This window comes from Winogradskyella ouciana (genome assembly GCF_965284585.1).
Lineage (GTDB): Bacteria > Bacteroidota > Bacteroidia > Flavobacteriales > Flavobacteriaceae > Winogradskyella > Winogradskyella ouciana.
In genome coordinates this window covers 791,884-811,605 of sequence record NZ_OZ260095.1, presented here as the reverse complement: position 1 = coordinate 811,605, position 19,722 = coordinate 791,884, and the positions used below count along the sequence as shown (strand labels likewise).

General features: G+C 35.2%; 19 protein-coding genes. 10 read left to right on the top strand and 9 right to left on the bottom strand.

Annotated features, from left to right (window positions below):
• Positions 1-13: 13 nt before the first annotated feature.
• Positions 14-721 (top strand): zinc metallopeptidase, encoded by a 708-nt coding sequence (locus ACQ65V_RS03655; protein ID WP_155088132.1) that lies wholly within the window; start codon positions 14-16, stop codon positions 719-721.
• A 49-nt stretch (positions 722-770) separates the two neighbouring features.
• Here the strand turns inward: ACQ65V_RS03655 and ACQ65V_RS03650 are convergent, their stop codons facing one another.
• The 3 genes from ACQ65V_RS03650 to ACQ65V_RS03640 all read right to left on the bottom strand — a co-directional run bounded on the left by ACQ65V_RS03650 (position 771) and on the right by ACQ65V_RS03640 (position 3,290).
• On the bottom strand, positions 771-1,448 hold the full coding sequence (locus tag ACQ65V_RS03650; RefSeq protein WP_430466913.1) for a response regulator: 678 nt from the start codon (positions 1,446-1,448) through the stop codon (positions 771-773).
• Positions 1,438-2,244, bottom strand: a complete 807-nt coding sequence (locus ACQ65V_RS03645) for a sensor histidine kinase (protein ID WP_430466912.1) — start codon at positions 2,242-2,244, stop codon at positions 1,438-1,440. Before ACQ65V_RS03645 ends, ACQ65V_RS03650 begins: the two co-directional genes overlap by 11 nt.
• 608 nt (positions 2,245-2,852) lie before the next feature.
• Positions 2,853-3,290 (bottom strand): hypothetical protein, encoded by a 438-nt coding sequence (locus ACQ65V_RS03640; RefSeq protein ID WP_430466911.1) that lies wholly within the window; start codon positions 3,288-3,290, stop codon positions 2,853-2,855.
• 179 nt (positions 3,291-3,469) lie between these two features.
• Here ACQ65V_RS03640 and ACQ65V_RS03635 point away from each other — a divergent pair, with 179 nt between their 5' ends.
• Together ACQ65V_RS03635 and ACQ65V_RS03630 are read left to right on the top strand one after the other, a co-directional pair.
• Positions 3,470-3,997 (top strand): phage tail protein, encoded by a 528-nt coding sequence (locus ACQ65V_RS03635; protein WP_273292023.1) that lies wholly within the window; start codon positions 3,470-3,472, stop codon positions 3,995-3,997.
• Between the two features lie 77 nt (positions 3,998-4,074).
• On the top strand, positions 4,075-7,269 hold the full coding sequence (locus ACQ65V_RS03630; protein ID WP_430466910.1) for a T9SS type A sorting domain-containing protein: 3,195 nt from the start codon (positions 4,075-4,077) through the stop codon (positions 7,267-7,269).
• Positions 7,270-7,338: 69 nt separating this feature from the next.
• Here the strand turns inward: ACQ65V_RS03630 and ACQ65V_RS03625 are convergent, their stop codons facing one another.
• Both ACQ65V_RS03625 and ACQ65V_RS03620 read right to left on the bottom strand, forming a co-directional pair.
• On the bottom strand, positions 7,339-7,809 hold the full coding sequence (locus tag ACQ65V_RS03625; protein WP_430466909.1) for an Lrp/AsnC ligand binding domain-containing protein: 471 nt from the start codon (positions 7,807-7,809) through the stop codon (positions 7,339-7,341).
• A 94-nt stretch (positions 7,810-7,903) separates the two neighbouring features.
• Positions 7,904-9,268 carry a saccharopine dehydrogenase family protein gene (locus ACQ65V_RS03620; RefSeq protein WP_430466908.1) on the bottom strand — a complete coding sequence of 455 codons (1,365 nt, stop codon included), beginning with the start codon at positions 9,266-9,268 and terminating at the stop codon, positions 7,904-7,906.
• Between the two features lie 82 nt (positions 9,269-9,350).
• On the opposite strand from ACQ65V_RS03620, the gene ACQ65V_RS03615 reads away from it, so the two are divergent.
• The 3 genes from ACQ65V_RS03615 to ACQ65V_RS03605 all read left to right on the top strand — a co-directional run bounded on the left by ACQ65V_RS03615 (position 9,351) and on the right by ACQ65V_RS03605 (position 12,048).
• Positions 9,351-9,740, top strand: coding sequence for a DUF423 domain-containing protein (locus tag ACQ65V_RS03615; RefSeq protein WP_430466907.1), 390 nt, complete (start codon positions 9,351-9,353; stop codon positions 9,738-9,740).
• 64 nt (positions 9,741-9,804) lie between these two features.
• Positions 9,805-11,421 (top strand): phosphoenolpyruvate carboxykinase (ATP), encoded by a 1,617-nt coding sequence (gene pckA / locus ACQ65V_RS03610; RefSeq protein WP_430466906.1) that lies wholly within the window; start codon positions 9,805-9,807, stop codon positions 11,419-11,421.
• Between the two features lie 147 nt (positions 11,422-11,568).
• Positions 11,569-12,048 (top strand): hypothetical protein, encoded by a 480-nt coding sequence (locus tag ACQ65V_RS03605; protein ID WP_430466905.1) that lies wholly within the window; start codon positions 11,569-11,571, stop codon positions 12,046-12,048.
• Between the two features lie 50 nt (positions 12,049-12,098).
• On the opposite strand, the gene ACQ65V_RS03600 is transcribed toward ACQ65V_RS03605, so the two are convergent.
• Both ACQ65V_RS03600 and ACQ65V_RS03595 read right to left on the bottom strand, forming a co-directional pair.
• Positions 12,099-12,848 carry a uroporphyrinogen-III synthase gene (locus ACQ65V_RS03600; protein ID WP_273292009.1) on the bottom strand — a complete coding sequence of 250 codons (750 nt, stop codon included), beginning with the start codon at positions 12,846-12,848 and terminating at the stop codon, positions 12,099-12,101.
• Between the two features lie 17 nt (positions 12,849-12,865).
• Positions 12,866-13,516, bottom strand: a complete 651-nt coding sequence (locus ACQ65V_RS03595; protein ID WP_430466904.1) for a DUF4271 domain-containing protein — start codon at positions 13,514-13,516, stop codon at positions 12,866-12,868.
• Between the two features lie 160 nt (positions 13,517-13,676).
• Between ACQ65V_RS03595 and ACQ65V_RS03590 the strand changes: the two genes are divergently transcribed.
• From ACQ65V_RS03590 to ACQ65V_RS03580, 3 genes are read left to right on the top strand one after another with little or no spacing between them, the layout of a single operon-like run.
• Positions 13,677-14,399 carry a polyprenol monophosphomannose synthase gene (locus ACQ65V_RS03590; protein ID WP_430466903.1) on the top strand — a complete coding sequence of 241 codons (723 nt, stop codon included), beginning with the start codon at positions 13,677-13,679 and terminating at the stop codon, positions 14,397-14,399.
• A 4-nt stretch (positions 14,400-14,403) separates the two neighbouring features.
• Positions 14,404-15,747, top strand: coding sequence for a dihydroorotase (locus ACQ65V_RS03585; RefSeq protein WP_430466902.1), 1,344 nt, complete (start codon positions 14,404-14,406; stop codon positions 15,745-15,747).
• A 1-nt stretch (position 15,748) separates the two neighbouring features.
• On the top strand, positions 15,749-16,195 hold the full coding sequence (locus tag ACQ65V_RS03580; protein ID WP_430466901.1) for a DUF4296 domain-containing protein: 447 nt from the start codon (positions 15,749-15,751) through the stop codon (positions 16,193-16,195).
• On the opposite strand, the gene ACQ65V_RS03575 is transcribed toward ACQ65V_RS03580, so the two are convergent.
• Entirely contained in the window at positions 16,192-17,220 is a 1,029-nt protein-coding gene (locus ACQ65V_RS03575) for an NAD-dependent epimerase/dehydratase family protein (RefSeq protein WP_430466900.1), read from the bottom strand. The genes ACQ65V_RS03580 and ACQ65V_RS03575 overlap by 4 nt on opposite strands.
• Positions 17,221-17,303: 83 nt before the next feature.
• On the opposite strand from ACQ65V_RS03575, the gene tyrS reads away from it, so the two are divergent.
• Positions 17,304-18,602, top strand: coding sequence for a tyrosine--tRNA ligase (gene tyrS / locus ACQ65V_RS03570; protein WP_273293076.1), 1,299 nt, complete (start codon positions 17,304-17,306; stop codon positions 18,600-18,602).
• A gap of 104 nt (positions 18,603-18,706) precedes the next feature.
• Here the strand turns inward: tyrS and ACQ65V_RS03565 are convergent, their stop codons facing one another.
• On the bottom strand, positions 18,707-19,687 hold the full coding sequence (locus ACQ65V_RS03565; protein WP_430466899.1) for an acyl transferase: 981 nt from the start codon (positions 19,685-19,687) through the stop codon (positions 18,707-18,709).
• Positions 19,688-19,722: the final 35 nt, after the last annotated feature.

Here is a 19,722-nt window from a genome sequence, read left to right as displayed (position 1 = left end):
AAAATATAAAACTATGGGAGGAATAGGAATAGGGTATTGGATACTAATTGGCGGCATTACACTTGTAAGTTGGCTTGTTAGTAATCAATTAAAAAGAAAGTTTGCCAAATATTCTAAAGTGCAATTACGCAATGGAATGAGCGGAAGAGAAATTGCTGAAAAGATGTTGGCAGATAATGGTATCTATGATGTTGAGGTAATTTCTACCGCAGGGCAATTAACAGATCATTACAACCCAAAAAATAAAACAGTAAACCTAAGTGAACCTGTTTATAATCAACGTAACGCGGCTGCTGCTGCAGTTGCTGCACATGAAGTTGGGCATGCCGTACAGCATGCACAAGCTTATAGTGCATTAGGTATGCGATCTGCGCTTGTGCCAATTGTGAGTGTTACTTCTGGCATGTCTCAGTGGTTAGTTATTGGTGGACTTGTTTTGGGTGCCGCAGCCGGTGTTGGATTAGGCTATTGGGTAGCTGTTGCAGGCTTGGTTTTTATGGCCTTCGCAACGCTGTTTAGCTTTATCACCTTACCAGTGGAATACGATGCGAGTAATAGAGCATTAGCTTGGTTAAAGGCAAAAAACATGGTAACACCAGAAGAGTATAAAGGCTCAGAAGACGCTTTAAAATGGGCAGCCAGAACGTATTTGGTTGCAGCTATAGGTGCATTAGCTTCGCTATTGTACTGGGCACTTCAGGTGTTTGGAGGTAGAGATTAAGACTAAAACCTTATAAAATTAAAGCTCTGAGAAATCAGGGCTTTTTTTATTAAAATTGCTCATCTATAGTCACCAACTTATTCTGAATGGCATAAACCACCAAACCCGCTACATTTTTAGATTCTGTTTTTAGCAATAGATTGTTACGGTGACCATCAACGGTTCTTGGACTAATGAATAGCTTTTCACCAATCTCGTTGGTGGTGTATTGTTTGCAAATAAGTTCTAAAACTTCTTTTTCACGGCTTGTAAAGTAGTTGGTGTCAAAACTCGACTTTTTAATTTTGTCGTCTTTGTTTATTAAGCCTTCATGTATAAAACGCATTACCTGCTCATCATAATAAAAGCCTTTTTCAGATACTTCGTTAATGGTGGTAAGCATTAACTTTGGTGTACTGTTTTTTGCCAAATAAGCGACGGCTCCTATAGAAATCATATTAATAATAAAAGGTTTGCTAAAGTAGCTTGTCAGTGCAATGATTTTAATATCAGGAAATTCTTTTCGAATCAATTTTGTCGTTTCTACACCATTTAATCCTGGCATTTTTAAATCGGTGATAACAATTTCGGGCAATGTTTCAGCAGTTCTTAATTGCTCCATAAGATGATTACCGTTTTCGGCATCAAAGAGAATCTCTAAGTTTTGTTCTTTGCTTAAAATTGAGATAAGCCCTTGCCTAAATAACAATTCGTCATCGGCTATAGCTATAGTGATTTTAGTATCCATAAGATTCACAGTTTATGGTGAAGGTGCTTCCAGCTTTCTTAGAGCTTTCTACAAATAGTTTTCCGTTTAAAATGGCAACTCTGCTCTTTATATTTTGTAAACCTATACCAGATTTTTTATTGTGTTCACTAATGTTAAAACCTTTCCCATTATCCTTAAATACCAAAACAAAACCTTGTTTTTCTTTTTTAAGTTCCATTTTTAGTTGGTCAGCTTTACCATGAACTAAAGCATTGTTGATTAACTCTTGTGTTATTCTAAAGATATGCAACGCATTGGTTTTGTCTAGGTTCTCAATAGAATCGATGCTGTGGTCAATGCGTATTGAGGTATTAGAGGTAAATTCTTCAAAGAGTTCTTCCAATGCTACTTTGAGTCCAAATTTATCCAAGATTGGTGGCATAAGCTCGTGCGCTATTTTTCTAGAGCTTTCCAAGGTGCGTGTTGTAATATCAAGGATATGCTTTAAGGCTTCTTTATGGGTTTTACCTACGGTATCATCTTCAATTAATACATTGGTAGTTAGGCTTACCACATTGAGTTTAGAGCTAATGGCATCGTGCAAATCTTGCGCAATACGGTTGCGCTCCTTTTCTTGTACCTTAATGGTGGTCTGCAATATTTTCTTTTGATGATCTAGTTTAATATTAACCTTTTCAACTTCTTTTTCAATGATTTTTTGTCGTGTGTAGTAGAAAAACAAAACCAGCCCTAAAGTAACTAGGACTAAAAAAATGATACTATAAACAAGAGCACCTATGATTTGCTCTTGCGTGGCAAATTGAGCTTCTTCCATTCCACTAAAATTAATACTAAATATATTACGTATAAAATCTTATTTATCATCCATATTTTTGTAATGGTGTTATTTTTAAATTCAGAAAGGTAATCTCCTAGAATAAAAATTAAAGTACTCGTGGTAAGATAAATTAATACTCCTGCGTTTATGAGCATAAACTCTCCCTTTTTGCTCAATGAATTATAGAGATGCATTATTGAATAAATAATTAAAGGAACTGAAGTGATGAAAATTTCTAAGAGGTTGAATTGAGATATTAAATAGGGTTTATTAAAATATTGAATTGCTAATGTAAGTAGAACTAAGAGTATGATAATATCAATTCCTTTTTTTTGATTTTGGTTGAGCAAAGTTCTATAAAAAAGAGATAGGAAGATAAATTGAGTAATAAAATAGATATGTGAGTAGTGTAAATTAGCTTCACCTTTATTTCCTAAGTAAGAGCTTATTACAACTACAAATGCAGATGTTACTAAATACAAAGCTAAAAAGAATAGAGCTACATTTTTACTATTAATGTAGCTCCATAAGTATAGACAAGCATTAATTAAGATGAGAGCAATACCGATATATTCAAAGTAATCATCAATTTTGACCATTATGGATTACTTTGGATCGTATAGAGGGCTTGTTATGTCGCAATTACTTGGGCATGGTCTAATAAAATCATAAACTCCAGTACCCACCATTTTACTCAAGTCAACACCTGTATTACCTTCAACAATGTCTTTATGCACACCTTTAACATCTTCAGTGCCTACTAGAAAGAGGCCATTACCGTAACCTTCTGCCATACCACGTTTTTTGTTATCTGGGTTTATACCTACGTAGGCTCTTATACCTTGATCTACTGTTGAGCCTACAGTCAGTGTGCCAGTCTTTGCATCTTTGGTTACTACTCCCATTTCCGTGAGCATAGCAATTAAGTCAGATGCTGGTATTAAAAATGCTTTAGCACAATTAGTGTTAGCTGTTTGCCATTCTTTAGCCCAGTCTTTAGCTTGTTTAACAGGGATAGTAAGAGTTGATAAATTAGAATCCATAATGAAATAATTTAATTAATAGTTAATGGTTAAAGTTAACTATAAAACATCTATAAATAAGGGCCATGCCTAAAAACAGGTATTTCTACGTGTTTTTTAGTCACCGTGATTGTGCGGTTAAAATTTTAAGAGATTAAAGCCACATTTGTAGTCTATTAATCAGTAAAAATTAGACTATTATGGATCAATTTATGGGACAAATTTTAATGTTTGGCGGCACTTTTGCCCCAAGAGGATGGGCATTCTGCCATGGGCAAATGCTTTCAATCGCACAATACCAGGCACTATTTTCATTATTAGGAACTACCTATGGTGGTGATGGAAGAACGACTTTCGCTTTACCAGATTTAAGAAGTAGAGTTGCTGTTGGTTTTGGACAAGGTCCAGGGCAGCCAAATATAAAGTTAGGTTCAATAGGTGGTGAAGCTCAAGTAACACTAAATGTGCAGCAACTACCTGCTCATAACCATACAGGTACAATAGAGGCGGTAAGCCCAATACCTAGAGGCGGTTCTGCAGGACCAGATCCAACGAACGCATACAACGCGGAAGGCGGTGCATATGCTACTGGCAAAAATGCTAAAATGGCAGCGGACTCTGTTTCTGTTGGCCAAACAGGAGGTGGACAAGCACACAATAATATGCAACCATATACTGGTATTAATTATATCATTGCTTTGGAGGGTGTTTATCCATCTAGAAGTTAAAATTTTAATTAATTGAAAGTTAAGGTACTATATGGGTTTTATATGGTGCCTTAACTTAAATTTAAAAGCTATTAACCATGAAAAAAAATTACATTTTAAAAAAAACAATCTTACAAAACTGTTTGTTTTGTTGTTTGTTATTACTGTTGAGCTACTCAGTAAAAGCTCAGAACCTAAACTTCACTATTGACACTGCAGTTGATAACGGGACATCGATAACAGAAACGATTTCTGTTGGACCCGACACCTATGTTTTAACTGTTTTTCATTCAGGAAATGAAGAACTTGATAATCTTGGAGGTGGCGATCTCGTATTTTATCATAGTGCTATTGATCCGTTAAATCCACACATGTTATCTGTCACAAAAAACGGAAACCCTGTTAATTTCAATCTTAACAGTATTGATTACGACACTTTAGGAGAGGGAACTATCTCACTAACAAACCAAGATGGCGACTTTATTTCCGATCCTACACTTTATCCTTTAGGCGCAGGGACTTTAACAATTACTAACCCTGCTAATGGTTTAGGTATTTCTCAAATAAATATTAACCCAACGGATAGTGATGATCTTAATGATTTTGGATTTCATAACGTCAATTTAGATATTGTAAATTCATGTTCACCACCAGCAGGAACAGTTGTTTTTTTTAGTCAAAACTGTACATCTGGCGAATTTTTTGTTGAGGTAGATATAACAGATTTAGGAAGTGGTAGCCCTTCATTGCTTGATGGTACAACAACGTATCCTATTACTTCAACAGGCACATTTAGTTTAGGGCCTTATCCAATAGGCACACCAGTAAACTTTACATTAGTGCATGGTAGTGATGACTCTTGCGATGTTGATTTAGGAAGTGTTTCAGACACCTGTCCTCCACCATGTCAATCACCAGTCGGTACCGCAGTTATAGGCGCACAAGACTGTAACGCTGGTACATTTGAAATTGATGTAACCATAACGGATTTAGGTAACGGAAGCCCATCGTATTTTGATGGTGAGGACAACTTTCCTATATCTTCTACGGGAACTTTCTCTGTAGGACCATATCCTGTAGGCACTCCCGTAAACCCAGTTTTACTTCATGGAAGTGATGCTTCTTGCGATGTAAGCCTGCCGACGATTGCAGATACTTGTTCTGAAGTACTTTTTACAATTGATACTGCAGTCGATGATGGTACTAATATTACTGAAACAATTGTTGTTGGCTCAGATACATATGTGTTAACCGTGGCACATCCTGGTAATGAAGAACTTGACAATCTAGGTGGAGGAGATCTCGTGTTTTTCCATAGTGCAACTGACCCTTTCGACCCATATGTTTTAACCATTACAAAGAATGGCTACCCTACCAACTTCACTTTAAAAGTGATGGATTACGATACTTTAGAAGCTGTTGATATATTATTGCAAAACCAGGATAATGAAGACATTACGCCATATACAAATTACCCATTAGGAGCAGGTACTATGGTAATTTCTAACATAGCTAATGCTACTAATATTTCAAGTTTTAAAATTTTTGGACAAGGTGGTGACGATCTTAATGATATAGGCTTCCATAATATTGGTGTAGACATTGTAGACACATGTGCATCACCTGTAGGAAGTGCAATTTTTGCGAGTCAAGATTGTACGGCAGATGAATTTTTTGTAGATATAGAAGTTACCGATTTAGGTAATGGTAGTCCGTCCATTTTTGATGGAACAACTACGACACCAGTAGCGGCAACAGGAACAATTAATTTAGGGCCTTATCCAACTGGGACTCCAGTGAACTTTACATTGCAACATGGTAGTGATGCCTCTTGTGATGTTGATTTAGGAGGTATATCAGATACTTGCCCACCACCTCCAGTAAATGATGAATGTACTGGAGCTATTTCAGTCGCTTGTGGTGATACTGTAACTGGTTCAACTGTTGATGCAACGGACAGTGGTAGTAATACTTCAAATGATGTATTTTATTCTTTCACGGATACTGTTGATCAGTTTGTCACACTTAGCCTTTGTAATTCAGATTATGACTCATACATAAGGGTGTTTGACGATTGTCCACAAACCAATGAAATAGCAGGAAATGATGATAGTTGTGGAACACAATCTGAAGTCACATTTTTAGCCACGGCAAATACAACCTATTATTTAATGATTGAAGGATTTGGTGCCAATAATGGAAACTATGAGATGTCTGTGACGTGTGCACCTGCGGCTGTCAATGACGAATGTACTAGTGCTATAGCGGTATCTTGTGGTGATACCGTAACAGGTTCAACGGTTAATGCAACGGACAGTGGTAATAATACCTCAAATGATGTATTTTACTCGTTTACAGATACCGTTTTACAAGATGTAACATTATCCTTATGCAACTCTGACTATGACACGTTCGTAAGAGTGTTTGATGACTGTCCACAGACCAACCAAATAGCAGGTAATGACGATTCTGACAACTGTCCTGGCAATCAGTCTGAAGTAACTTTTACGGCACAGCCAAATACCACGTATTATATTATGATTGAAGGATTTAGTGGAAACAATGGTAATTATGATATGTCAGTAACTTGTATTCCTAATGTGCCAGCTCCAGGCAACGATTTGTGTGTCAATGCAACACCACTTAGCTTAGGTGTTACATTAAATGGAGAAACAACTGCTGGCGCAACAGATGATACAACTGGTACCGCTGATGACACAACATGTGATCCTTTTACATTTAAATCTGATGTCTGGTATACGTTTACAGCTCCAGCTTCAGGTGAAGTTTTGGTGAATACTGAAATTACCGGAGATTCTGACCAAGCGAATGTTGCTGTATACTCGACATTAGACTGCTCTCAATTAGATGCTGATATCGTTGCTTGTTCTGCAGGTAATGGAGGTGAATTAGTAACAGTAACTGGATTAGTTGATGGCGCAACATATTATATAAGAGTTTGGAGTGATGGTGTAGCGCCTCCATCAAGTCCTACAACGAGAATTGAAGGCACATTTAATATCATGGTAACGGACGCAACATTATCTACACCTACATTTGATGATATTCCGTTTAGTTATTATCCTAATCCGGTTAAGAATATGTTGACTTTAAATTCGCAACAAGTAATTTCTAAGGTGAGGGTATTTAATATGTTAGGTCAAATGGTATTGACAGAAACACCAAATGCTGCAACAAGGAATTTAGATATGTCTAGATTAGATTCTGGAGCTTATTTCGTTGAAGTGTCAGTAGCAAATACTATTAAAACAGTTCGTGTAATAAAGCAATGATTTTAAGTTAGTAATTAATATCAATGCAAAGAAAAATGCAACCTGAAAAAGGTTGCATTTTTTTTTGTTTTAAATCTTTATCTGTCTGTTAATTTGTTGCTGTAAGGAGATAAAGGTTTCGGTTCTAGAAACCCCTTTTATACTTTGTATTTCAGAATTCAGTACATGCATTAGATGCTCATTGTCTTTTGAAAGTATTTTTATAAAGATACTCCAATGGCCAGTAGTGTAGTGGCATTCAATAACTTCAGGGATTTTTTGTAATTGTTTTACTGCTTCAGGATTACTGACGGCTTTATCTAGATATACACCTACAAAAGCCATGGTCGTATAACCCAGAACTTTTGGGTTGATTATAAACTTAGAACCAGCCAGAAGACCGGATTTCTCAAGTTTTTTAAGCCGTTGATGTATGGCAGCTCCCGAAATACCAACTTGGCGCGCAATTTCGAGAATTGGAGTTCTGGCATCTTGCATTAATGCTCTAAGTATCTTTTTGTCAATACCATCAATGTAAATGCCTTTGTCGTTAATCTTCATTTAAAACTTGTTTTCATTTCCGAGAAAACGGAAATCTTATTCTTATAATTTAAAAGTTAAAAATAAGAAAACGATTTCAGATTAAAACTTCAGTTCAAACATTTAAAGGATTATAACCTAAGTAAGGCACTTCTTTTTCATTAAACTTTATACCATAAGTTTCTAATTCTTCAAGAATTGGAGAATAAACTTCTTTAGAAATCGGAATTTGAACACCAGGCGTGGTTATCTTTCCATTTAAAACAGCCATTGTTGCCATAGCTACTGGTAAACCTACGGTTTTAGACATCGCTGTATAGGTTTGGTCCTCACCAAGAGCTACCATAGTAGAATCAATTTGATGCTTTTCTCCATTGAGTTCATAACCAAATTTATGGTACATCACAATCATATCTTTATCATCAGCATCAAGCGACCAACTATCCATCAAAATCTTTTGAAGAATTTGGGCAGGTGTGGCTTTATCGAGTTCCACCATCTTTTTAGAGTTGAAAATATCGAGTTCCAAAAATTTATCCCAGACAATATCATCCTGGTCAATCTTTAGAGCATGTCTAAATTTTAATTCCACAGAATCCGTTGGGCTGTAAGGTAAAAATGAGTTTACAAAATCACGATAACTCATATTGGCACTATCATCAATCGTATAGCTGTCATCTGTCATACCTAATTGCACAAACACGTTCCAAGCTCTACTAAAACCAACACGTCGCATAGTGCCACGATATAGCGTTTTAATATGGTCTAAGCCATATACTTTCTGATATTTTAGAGAATCTCTATTGGCATAAGCTTCAAAACGGCCATAACCATCAACTTCGAGAAATTCTGTTCGCCTAAACAATCTGTGGTAAGGGATGTACTTAAACTGGTCTTCTTGCAAAAATTTCGCTGCACCACCTTGTCCTGCAACAACAACGTTTCTAGGATTCCAAGTAAATTTATAGTTCCAAAGATTGTTATCACTTTCTGGAGCGACCAATCCGCCAGTAAAGGATTCAAACAGAATCATTTTTCCGCCTTTATCCCTAATTTTATCAATGACCTGCATGGCACTCATGTGGTCAATACCAGGATCAACACCAATTTCATTGATAAAAATGAGGTTATTCGCTTTTACATCTTCATCCAATTCCTGCATTTCCTTGCTAACGTAAGAAGCAGTAACCATGTGTTTTTTATAGGTGACACATTCTTTAGCGACTTCAATATGAAAACGTGCAGGTAGCATGGAGACTACAATATCTGAGTTCTTAACGGCATCAATTCTAGATTCAGAATTAAACACATCTAAATGAATGATATTGGCATTCTGGTGGTCATCAACAAGTTTTTTAGCATTGTCTACGTTGAGATCGCCAACCGTTATTTGAAGATTTTCCGTTTCTGATTTGTCTAACAAATATTTTATGAGATATGATGAGGATTTTCCGGCACCAATAATTAAAATCTTTCGCATAGTGGGTTTATATGACTAATTTTGTAAAGCACGAAAGTAACAAATACAGAAGGCAAAAAGAAACCAAAAAGGTATTTTACTTATGAACAAAAAGATATTAATAGCGGGTTCAATTTTAGGGATTTTAGGAATAATACTGGGAGCCTTTGCTGCCCACGGTTTAGAAAAAATGATTGATGCTGATGCCATTAAATCTTTTGAAACAGGTGTGCGTTACCAATTGTATCATGCATTTTTATTTCTGATTTTAGGTGGTACTTCTTTTGTGAGTTTAAAAAGCAAAAAAACGATATTTTATTTAGTCATAATTGGTGTGATTTTCTTCTCAGGATCTATTTACGGATTGGCTACAAACGAACTCTCAAGCTTTGATTTTAAGAGAATTGCGATGATAACTCCTATTGGTGGGTTATTGCTAATATTGGCTTGGATTGTGATGTTAATCGGTATTATAAGAAATAAGGTCGATTAATGGTAATCTAAGGTGTAGTTTTAAAATAAAGTTATAATTTTGCACCCTAAACAACACAAAAATTATGGTAAACCATACACAAAAAACGAAAACGATTTCGTTAGACAATTACGGTATCAAAAATGCCAAAATTAACTACCAATTAACTCCAGATCAACTTCATGCCGAAACTATAGCGAAAGGCCAAGGTGTTGAAGCCTCTTCTGGTGCACTAGCTGTAAATACAGGTGAATTTACAGGACGTTCGCCTCAAGACCGTTTTATAGTAAAGGATGATATTACCAAGGATAAAGTTTGGTGGGGAAATATCAATATCCCTTTTGAAAGTGAGAAGTTTGATAAACTTTACGATAAAATTACTGATTACTTGTCGGGTAAAGAGGTTTATGTTAGAGATAGTTATGCCTGTGCAGACCCAAATTATAAAACAAATATCCGAGTGATCAATGAGTATCCTTGGAGTAATATGTTTGCATATAATATGTTTTTGCGCCCAACGGAAGAAGAATTACAGGATTTTTCTCCAGAATGGACCGTAATTAACGCACCAGGTTTTATGGCTGTACCTGAAGAGGATGGTACACGTCAACACAATTTTGCCATTCTTAATTTTACTAAAAAGACGGCTATTATTGGAGGTACAGGCTATACAGGTGAAATTAAAAAGGGAATCTTTTCTGCTTTAAATTTTGAATTGCCTGTATTTAAGAATACGTTACCAATGCACTGTAGTGCAAATGTTGGTAAGGATGGTGATACGGCTATTTTCTTTGGTTTATCAGGGACAGGAAAAACAACCTTATCAACAGATGCCAATCGTAGCTTAATTGGTGACGATGAACACGGTTGGACCAACGAGAATACGGTGTTTAATTTTGAAGGTGGTTGCTATGCTAAAGTAATTAACCTATCGCAAGAACAAGAACCAGAAATTTACGGAGCCATTAAAAAGGGTGCTATTCTCGAAAATGTAATTATGGATGATAAGGGCAATGTAGATTTTGCTGATACGTCAATAACTCAGAATACCAGAGTAAGCTATCCTATTTACCATATTGAAAATATTAAAACCCCATCTATAGGGAAAAACCCGAAGAATATATTTTTCTTAACGGCTGATGCATTTGGAGTACTGCCTCCAATTTCTAAATTGACTCCTTCACAAGCGGCTTATCACTTTATTTCCGGGTATACCGCTAAAGTTGCTGGTACAGAAGCTGGTGTTGTAGAGCCTGTACCGAGTTTCTCGGCTTGCTTTGGAGCACCTTTTATGCCATTGCATCCAACAGAATATGCAGATATGCTAAGTAAAAAGATGAAAGATGCAGGTGTAAATGTATGGTTGGTAAATACGGGTTGGACAGGTGGTCCTTATGGAGTAGGTACACGTATGAAACTAAAATATACGCGTGCTATGATCAATGCGGCTCTTAATGGAGACCTTGGTGATTACACATACGAAGACTATCATATCCACTCTGTTTTTGGAGTTGCCCAACCGAGAACATGCCCAGGAGTGCCAACAGAAGTGTTGAGTCCTAGAAAAACATGGAATGATGACAAGGCTTATTATACGATGGCGTTTAAATTAACCAATGCGTTCAGAGAGAACTTTAAGAAGTTTGAATCTTATGCTTCTGAGGAAATAAGACGTGGTGGTCCACAACGCTATGCGTTTTAACGCTAATCTTAAATAGACAATTAAAAAAAGCGATTCTGATTCAGAGTCGCTTTTTTATTTATTATAACTAGTTGAAAGTAAAATATTTAAGAGCTATACATAGAAAGAGGGAAACATTTTATATATTGGATTTTTAATTTTCATAAAATGAAAAGATTTTCCCTCGCTATTTTGCTTCTTTTGGTTTTCAATCAAATAAGTAATGCTCAATCCAAAACTAAATACAATCTTTACTTAGTGTTCAATTCTGAAAATAACGAAATGCACGTTATTGATAAAAAGGTGAATGACTCAGTATTAATAAAAACGTTCAAACTATCTAAAGACCTAGCTTCTGAGAACTTTAAATATGAATTGTTAGTTGACGATGATGGAGAAATTAATAGAAATCTTGAGAAGATACCAGTGGCAAAAAAAGGAAAAATAACACTCTATCATTTTTCCTATATGCATGGAGAAGAATCGTTGGATAATTTATCAGACGGCAACATTATTAACTATGAAGACTTTATAAATTCAGAATTTAAGAGCTTTAGCAAAATTTTAAATAGTGCATCTAAAATCTATATGGTAGATTTAAAGGATAAAGACCAAACTATTTATAGAGCTTATGAAGTTAAGCTATAAAAAAAGCCCAATTGAATTCTCAATTGGGCTTTTTAATAAAGTTATATTTTTTATTTGCCTTTGTTAACAGCATCAATGTACTTCTGCAAAGCCATTGTCATAGATGGTGTTTCAGGAGTTGGTGCTGCAATATCCACACGTAAGCCTTTTTCCTTAACCGCCTGTACTGTTGTATTTCCAAACACTGCGATACGCGTATCGTTCTGTTTAAAATCAGGGAAATTATGGAATAAAGATTCTATACCAGATGGACTAAAGAACACTAAAATATCGTAGTATACATTGGCCAAATCCGATAAATCACTAATAACCGTTTTATAGAATGTTGCCTGTGTCCAGTTGACTTTTAAATCATTTAAGGTTTCAGGAATTACAGGCTTTACTTTATCTGTAGTCGGCAACAAAAATGTTTCGTCCTTATATTTTTTAATCAAAGGAATTAAATCCGCAAAATTACGCTTACCTACATATATCTTACGCTTTCTGTAAACAACATACTTCTGAAGATAATAAGCAACAGCCTCAGATTGGCAGAAATACTTTAATGTATCAGGCACTTTAAAACGCATTTCTTCTGCTACTCTAAAGAAATGATCTACTGAATTTCTACTAGTTAATATAATGGCAGTAAACTTGGTAAGGTCTATTTTTTGCTGTCTAATTTCTTTTGCAGAAACACCTTCTACATGAATAAAAGGTCTGAAGTCAACTTTAACTTTTTGCTTTTCTTGCAAGTCAAAATATGGAGAGTTCTCTATTTTAGGTTCTGGTTGCGATACTAAAATTGTTTTCACTTTCATACGGAAACCCCTTTGTTTTAAACGTTATACTCTCTAATTACCTTATATAAAAGCACATAAGGCGCAATTTCGAGAGCGCAAAGATACAATAAAAAATAGAAAATATTGAGATTAATTATTTTTTGATTGTTTTTTAAAGAAGTTATAAATCCGATGAGGTTTATAAAACAAATCAACGAAAACGTTGCTATTATAATAACATCTGCATAATTTTTTGTGTATAGAAGAAAAAGATTTGCAACCAAAAATAATAGCCCAGAATAATTGATAAAGGTTGTTTTTTGAAACAAGTAATCATCAACTAACGCGTCTATTTCAAAAAGACTTCCAATAAGCCGCTCTAACAAGGTTTTAATAATAACTATTGTAGCAATTGCCAAAAGCAATTTTAAGAACCAAACCAATTCAAAAGTTAATGGAGAAATAAAGGTTGAATAGCTCAAAAACAAAAAAACGCCCACAGAGAGTGAGAAGTTTAAAAACAGAAGGCCATCAAATAAATCAACAAACTTCTGGTCCTTGCTATAAATCTTTAAATATTTAGAATTACCTATAACCGAAAGGAAATCATTAAACCTAAAGGTATTGACATATTTAGCTGCGACAATAAACACCAGCCCTAAAACTGTAAAGATTGTAAACCACTCGTAGGTAATAAAATTTCGCATGTTGCTAAATTATAAAGAATTATTAGGCATAAAAAAGCAATTGAGGTATTTCTTGGTTCAACAAAATCTTATGAAAGTTATAACAGTTTATAATCCATTAAAAACTTTACTTTTGTCCTAACTCTAAAGTTAGCACCTAAACGTGTTTAAAAGTATGCAAATGTCTGACGCACTTGTCATCATTCCAACATATAATGAGATTGAAAACATCGAAGCCATTATCCGTGCAGTGTTTTCACAAGAGAAGGTGTTTCATGTTTTGGTTGTGGATGATAATTCCCCAGATGAAACAGCTGAGCAAGTCAAAACTTTACAAATCGAATTTCCAGAACAACTTTTTTTACTAGAACGCGATAAGAAAAATGGTTTAGGACGTGCGTACATTGCCGGATTTGAATGGGCCTTAAAACAGCACTACGAGTATATTTTTGAAATGGATGCTGATTTTTCACACAATCCAAATGATTTAATAAAACTCTATAAGGCTTGTGATGTTGACGGTGCAGATATTGCTGTAGGCTCTAGATACGTTAAAGGTATCACGGTTGTTAATTGGCCGTTGACCAGAATTCTCTTGTCCTACGGAGCATCGAGATATGTACGGTTTATAACAAGAATGAAAGTTAAGGATTCTACAGCAGGCTTTATTTGTTATAAAAAAGCCGTGCTAGAAGCTATAAATTTAAATAAAGTGAGATTTGTGGGATATGCGTTTCAAATTGAAATGAAATTTAAAGCTCACGAAAAAGGTTTCAAAATCACTGAAATTCCTGTTATATTTAAAGATAGGGTTAAGGGCAAGTCTAAAATGAGCGGAAGTATAATTTCGGAGGCTGTCTTTGGAGTTATTAGTTTAAAGTTAAAAAGTTTATTTTCTAAATAGAACAATGAGGAAACACACTATAATTAAGAACGCTAAAATTGTCAATGAAGGGCAAACTATTGAAGGCGATATACTTATTGAAAATGATATTATAAAGGAAATAGCTTCCTCAATAAGCGTAAAATCCTCTGAAATAACTGTTATTGATGCAGAAGGCAACTATGTTTTACCTGGTATGATAGACGACCAGGTTCATTTTAGAGAACCAGGACTTACACACAAGGCAAATATAGAAACGGAATCAAAGGCGGCTTTAGCAGGTGGGATTACCTCTTTTATAGAAATGCCGAATACCAAACCACAAACCACAACTGTAGAAAAGCTAGAGGAGAAGTTTGAAATTGCATCTAAATCATCGCATGCCAATTATTCGTTTATGTTTGGCGGAACCAATGATAACTTGGATGAGATTTTAAAGGTAGATTCTAAAACCGTCGCTGGTTTAAAATTGTTTTTAGGTTCTTCCACAGGAAATATGCTGGTTGATGATCCTGCAGTCATCGAAAAGATATTCTCAAGTACAGATATGGTGATTTCCGTACACTGTGAAGATGAAGCAACGATAAAAAAGAATCTTGAAGCGCATATCGCTGAGTATGGAGATGATATTCCTATGGAAAAGCATCCAATTATTAGGAGCGAAGAGGCTTGTTACATTTCATCATCAAAAGCTATTGAACTAGCAAAGAAAACTGGCGCAAGATTACATGTATTTCATCTTTCTACAGGAAAGGAGACGAGCTTGTTTTCAAATAAAATACCACTAAAAGATAAAAAAATAACAGCAGAGGTTTGTATACATCATTTGTGGTTTTCTGATGAAGACTATGCGAGAAAAGGAAGCCATATCAAATGGAATCCGGCAGTAAAAACTTCAAAGGATAGAGAACAGCTTTTAAAAGCATTGTTGGATGATAGAATAGATGTTATTGCAACAGATCACGCACCACATACTTTAGAAGAAAAAGATAATTCTTATACAAGTGCTCCTTCTGGAGGGCCATTAGTGCAGCATGCTTTGGTAGCTCTTTTGGAAATGCATCATCAAGGTAAAATTTCAATCGAAAAAATTGTAGAAAAAGCATGTCATAATCCTGCTATATTATTCGATGTTGAAAAAAGAGGTTACATAAGGGAAGGGTATTATGCAGATTTGGTAATTGTAGACCTCAAAAGCCCTTGGACAGTAAATAAGAGTAACATACTTTATAAATGTGGTTGGTCTCCTTTTGAAGGCAATACATTTAAAAGTAGAATAACCCATACCTTTGTAAATGGAGAATTGGCATATAACAACTTTAAGGTTTTAGACGTTAAAGCAGGACGTCGTTTAACTTTTAATCGATAATATGAAAAAGATAGGTGTTTTATTCATTTTAGGTCTTTTGGTCTTGGCTTGCAATAGCAAGGAGAAACCCAAAAAACCAGATAATCTTATTTCTATGGATAAAATGGAGCACATTTTATACGATTTGTATATTATGAATGCTGCTAAAGGTGTTAACAGAAAAATATTGGAGGAAAATGGAGTGGTGCCAGAAACCTATTTGCTGACCAAACACAACATCGATAGTGCACAATTTGCCAATAGCAATGCATATTATGCCTTTTATGCAGATGAATATAGAGGCATAGTTGAAAAAGTTAAAGAAAGATTGGAAAAGGAAAAATTAGAGTTTGAAGAACAGGAAAGAATTGAAGGCCAGGCTGCCAAACGAAGAAGAGACTCAATAACAAAAGCCAACAGAAAAAAGAAAGACCCAAAGACAAAAGGATTAAAAAACCCAAATAATTAATTTTCCTCTGCTTTTAAATCTTTTAGGTAAAGTTCACATATTTCCTCAATCGATTTGTCAATCGGTTTAAAATCAAAACCTAGAGCATTTTTTAGTTTAGAATTGTCATACTTTGTGATGCTCATGGCCGATTTCGCTGCCTGTTTAGACAGACTACGTCTTGTGCCAAATAATATATGCTTTAACCAATCCAAACGCCAGGCTAAATTCAATAACAAGGCTTTAGCTTCTTTTTTAGGCGGATCCACATTTAGTGTTTCTGCTACTTTATATTGAAAACGTTTAAAACTAAGGTTCTCTGATACTAAAATAAAATTCTCATTTTTTATATCACTTTTCATCAGCTTAATCATAGCGTTGACAACATCAAAAACATCCACGTAGCCAACGATACCGTTAGTGTAGTAGCGCATGCCATTATATATTCTTCTAAAAAGGTTACCGCTACTACCACCTTTCCAATAGCCTGCTCCTAAAATTATCCCAGGGTTTACAATAACGGCATCCAAACCTTCTTGTGTACCTCTCCAAACTTCTAGCTCTGCTCCGTATTTTGTTATGGCATAAACGCTGTTATCGTCTTCAGGGTTCCACTCGGTTTTTTCATTTATTAGTTTTTCAGAATCTTCATGATGCCCAATAGCAGCTATAGAACTCACATAGCATAGTTTCTTAACCGAATTACTAATCGATAGGTTGACAATATTGGCAGTGCCTTCAATGTTTATTTTTCGTAATTGGTGATGTTTATCAGGCTCAAAAGAAACAAATGCAGCACAATGGTAAACGTGGGTAATGTTTATAAATGCTTTTTGTAATCTTGGAATATCATTAATGTCGGTTTCTACCCAATCAATGGTATTAAAAAGTGATTCATAATCATCAGAAAAATAAGAGAACACATGCTTCACACGTTTTAAGGTTTTCTCTCTTCTGTAAATAGCACGCACCCTTTCCCCACTGCTCACTAACTTAAAAAGTAAATGTGAGCCTACTAAACCTGTTCCGCCTGTAACTAATATCATAGGGTAAAATTACGTTAAAATTGTCTTTTGTCTTTTGGTACGGAAACATATCTTTGCCAAAACCGAATTACAATCATCTTATAATGGGAAAGAATTTTGTTGAAGAATTACAGTGGAGAGGTATGTTACACCAAAGTATGCCTGGAGTAGAAGAGCATTTAGCTGAAGCAATGAGAGGTGCTTATGTTGGTTTTGACCCAACCGCAGATTCTTTACATATAGGTAATTTGGTGCCAATTATGTTATTAGCACATTACCAGCGTTGTGGGCATAAACCTGTAGCTTTGGTTGGTGGTGCCACAGGCATGATAGGTGATCCGTCTGGTAAATCTAGTGAGCGTAATCTTTTGGACGAAAAGACCTTACGTCATAATCAAGAGGCTATAAAAAAGCAATTGTCCCATTTCCTCGATTTTGAAAGCAATGAAGCCAATGCTGCTGTTTTAGTGAATAATTACGATTGGATGAAGGAATTCTCATTTTTAGAATTCATTAGAGACGTAGGGAAGCATATCACGGTAAATTATATGATGGCTAAGGATTCTGTGAAGAATAGAATTTCTGGTGAATCAACTAGCGATGGTATGAGCTTTACGGAGTTTACTTACCAATTGGTACAAGGCTACGATTTTCTGCATTTGTACAGAGCGAATGATTGCACTATTCAAATGGGTGGAAGTGACCAATGGGGAAATATTACCACAGGTACCGAACTGATAAGACGTATCGGTAACGGAAAAGGTTTTGCCATTACATGTCCGCTGATTACAAAAAGCGATGGCTCTAAATTCGGAAAGTCTGAAGGTGGAAATGTTTGGCTAGATGCCAACAGAACGTCTCCTTATAAATTTTATCAGTATTGGCTAAACTCTAGTGATGAAGACGCTGAAAAATACATTAAGATATTTACATTTTTAACGGAAGCAGAAGTAAATGAGTTGATTTCTGAACATTCAAAGGCACCGCACTTTAGAGTACTACAAAAGCGTTTGGCAGAAGAAATTACCACAATGGTACATTCTAAAGCGGATTTTGAAAATGCCGAGAAAGCCTCAAACATTTTATTCAGTAAATCATTTAAAGAAGACATTAAAACTTTAGATGAAAAAACCTTTTTAGATGTGTTTGAAGGCGTTCCTCAAGCTGAGATATCACAATCAGATTTTAAGGAAGGGTTAGACATGATTGGGGCTTTAGCGGCAAAAACGAATTTTTTAAATTCTAATGGTGAAGCACGTAGAGCATTAAAGGAAAATTCAATAGCCGTTAATAAAGAAAAGGTAAAAGAAGATTATCAGTTATCTGCTGAAGATTTAATAAATGATAAATACATCATCATTAATAAAGGTAAGAAGAATACCTATATTATTAAGATAGTATAAAAAAAGTGCCCAAAATCTCTTTTGGGCACATCTAACCAATCAATCAACTATTGAAAATTTCTCTTTTCGATAGCATATATTTAGTCGTAAATTTTATGGACTCCTTACAGTGCCATTAAATTACATCCGCGAATATCAGAATTATCGAATCTGCCAATAATTTCAAATTCACCGTTGTCGTAAACTTTACCTAAATCTTGTGTGGCAATAAAAGCACACGAATTCACATTTGCCAAGTCAATAACGTTAATGCCACCTGTTTTGTTGGGCTTCTGAAGTGAAAGTGCGTCTTCCGTATCTCGTGTTAAAATTTTCATCCATGGAGGACATTCAAAAATACCATTACCTTTAGAATAAGCTTGGCTTAAGAGCTCGGTCATGCCATATTCGCTATGGATTTTGTCAACACCAAAACCGGTTTTAAGAATATGATGAAGCTCTTGCCTAATGATTTCCTTTCTCCTGCCTTTCATACCACCAGTTTCCATGATAGTAGTGTGCTTTAAACGGAACTGAAACCGTTCCACCAAATCCAATAAGGCAAAGGAAACACCAATTAAAAGTGTTTTTTGTTGTTTAGCCTCAAGTTGAAGTAATTTTTGTGCTAATTCGTCAAGGTTGTTGAGATAAAACCCGCTTTCAGGATGATTGGATTGCTGTATTAAATCGTTTACCATATAAATTAGCGAGGAACCATCACGTTCAAGATAAGAAGGTAATAAAGCTAAAATTACATAGTCCTCAACGTTTCCGTAAAAACTTTGGAAGCCTTTTGTATAGCTTGCTTTATACAGGTTAAGGTCAGTGACTAAATGCTTACTTGTTACACTTCCTGTGGTGCCAGAACTTGTAAAGGTTTTTTCAATAGCATCATTAGAACTTAAGACATCATGACTTTTAAAAAACTGAATGGGCAAAAAAGGAATACCTTCAATGGTTTTTACATCAGAAGGATGTTTATAAAGTAAGTCGCAAAATGAGCGGTAAACAGAATTATTTTCAAACTGAAATCTAAAAACTTCCAATGCCAAAGCTTCAAATTGAGCATCTGATTTAATACTGAAAATGGCTTTAGGATCTATCATAATTTTTACCAAACTTAAATAGTCAGTTTGTAAAC

What these genes read in the sequence shown, in the direction of transcription:
- ACQ65V_RS03655 (WP_155088132.1), top strand. Translation starts at nt 14, where the DNA reads ATGGGAGGAATAGGAATAGGGTATTGGATACTAATTGGCGGCATTACA.
- ACQ65V_RS03650 (WP_430466913.1), bottom strand. Translation starts at nt 1,448, where the DNA reads ATGGATACTAAAATCACTATAGCTATAGCCGATGACGAATTGTTATTT.
- ACQ65V_RS03645 (WP_430466912.1), bottom strand. Translation starts at nt 2,244, where the DNA reads ATGGAAGAAGCTCAATTTGCCACGCAAGAGCAAATCATAGGTGCTCTT.
- ACQ65V_RS03640 (WP_430466911.1), bottom strand. Translation starts at nt 3,290, where the DNA reads ATGGATTCTAATTTATCAACTCTTACTATCCCTGTTAAACAAGCTAAA.
- ACQ65V_RS03635 (WP_273292023.1), top strand. Translation starts at nt 3,470, where the DNA reads ATGGATCAATTTATGGGACAAATTTTAATGTTTGGCGGCACTTTTGCC.
- ACQ65V_RS03630 (WP_430466910.1), top strand. Translation starts at nt 4,075, where the DNA reads ATGAAAAAAAATTACATTTTAAAAAAAACAATCTTACAAAACTGTTTG.
- ACQ65V_RS03625 (WP_430466909.1), bottom strand. Translation starts at nt 7,809, where the DNA reads ATGAAGATTAACGACAAAGGCATTTACATTGATGGTATTGACAAAAAG.
- ACQ65V_RS03620 (WP_430466908.1), bottom strand. Translation starts at nt 9,268, where the DNA reads ATGCGAAAGATTTTAATTATTGGTGCCGGAAAATCCTCATCATATCTC.
- ACQ65V_RS03615 (WP_430466907.1), top strand. Translation starts at nt 9,351, where the DNA reads ATGAACAAAAAGATATTAATAGCGGGTTCAATTTTAGGGATTTTAGGA.
- pckA (WP_430466906.1), top strand. Translation starts at nt 9,805, where the DNA reads ATGGTAAACCATACACAAAAAACGAAAACGATTTCGTTAGACAATTAC.
- ACQ65V_RS03605 (WP_430466905.1), top strand. Translation starts at nt 11,569, where the DNA reads ATGAAAAGATTTTCCCTCGCTATTTTGCTTCTTTTGGTTTTCAATCAA.
- ACQ65V_RS03600 (WP_273292009.1), bottom strand. Translation starts at nt 12,848, where the DNA reads ATGAAAGTGAAAACAATTTTAGTATCGCAACCAGAACCTAAAATAGAG.
- ACQ65V_RS03595 (WP_430466904.1), bottom strand. Translation starts at nt 13,516, where the DNA reads ATGCGAAATTTTATTACCTACGAGTGGTTTACAATCTTTACAGTTTTA.
- ACQ65V_RS03590 (WP_430466903.1), top strand. Translation starts at nt 13,677, where the DNA reads ATGTCTGACGCACTTGTCATCATTCCAACATATAATGAGATTGAAAAC.
- ACQ65V_RS03585 (WP_430466902.1), top strand. Translation starts at nt 14,404, where the DNA reads ATGAGGAAACACACTATAATTAAGAACGCTAAAATTGTCAATGAAGGG.
- ACQ65V_RS03580 (WP_430466901.1), top strand. Translation starts at nt 15,749, where the DNA reads ATGAAAAAGATAGGTGTTTTATTCATTTTAGGTCTTTTGGTCTTGGCT.
- ACQ65V_RS03575 (WP_430466900.1), bottom strand. Translation starts at nt 17,220, where the DNA reads ATGATATTAGTTACAGGCGGAACAGGTTTAGTAGGCTCACATTTACTT.
- tyrS (WP_273293076.1), top strand. Translation starts at nt 17,304, where the DNA reads ATGGGAAAGAATTTTGTTGAAGAATTACAGTGGAGAGGTATGTTACAC.
- ACQ65V_RS03565 (WP_430466899.1), bottom strand. Translation starts at nt 19,687, where the DNA reads ATGATAGATCCTAAAGCCATTTTCAGTATTAAATCAGATGCTCAATTT.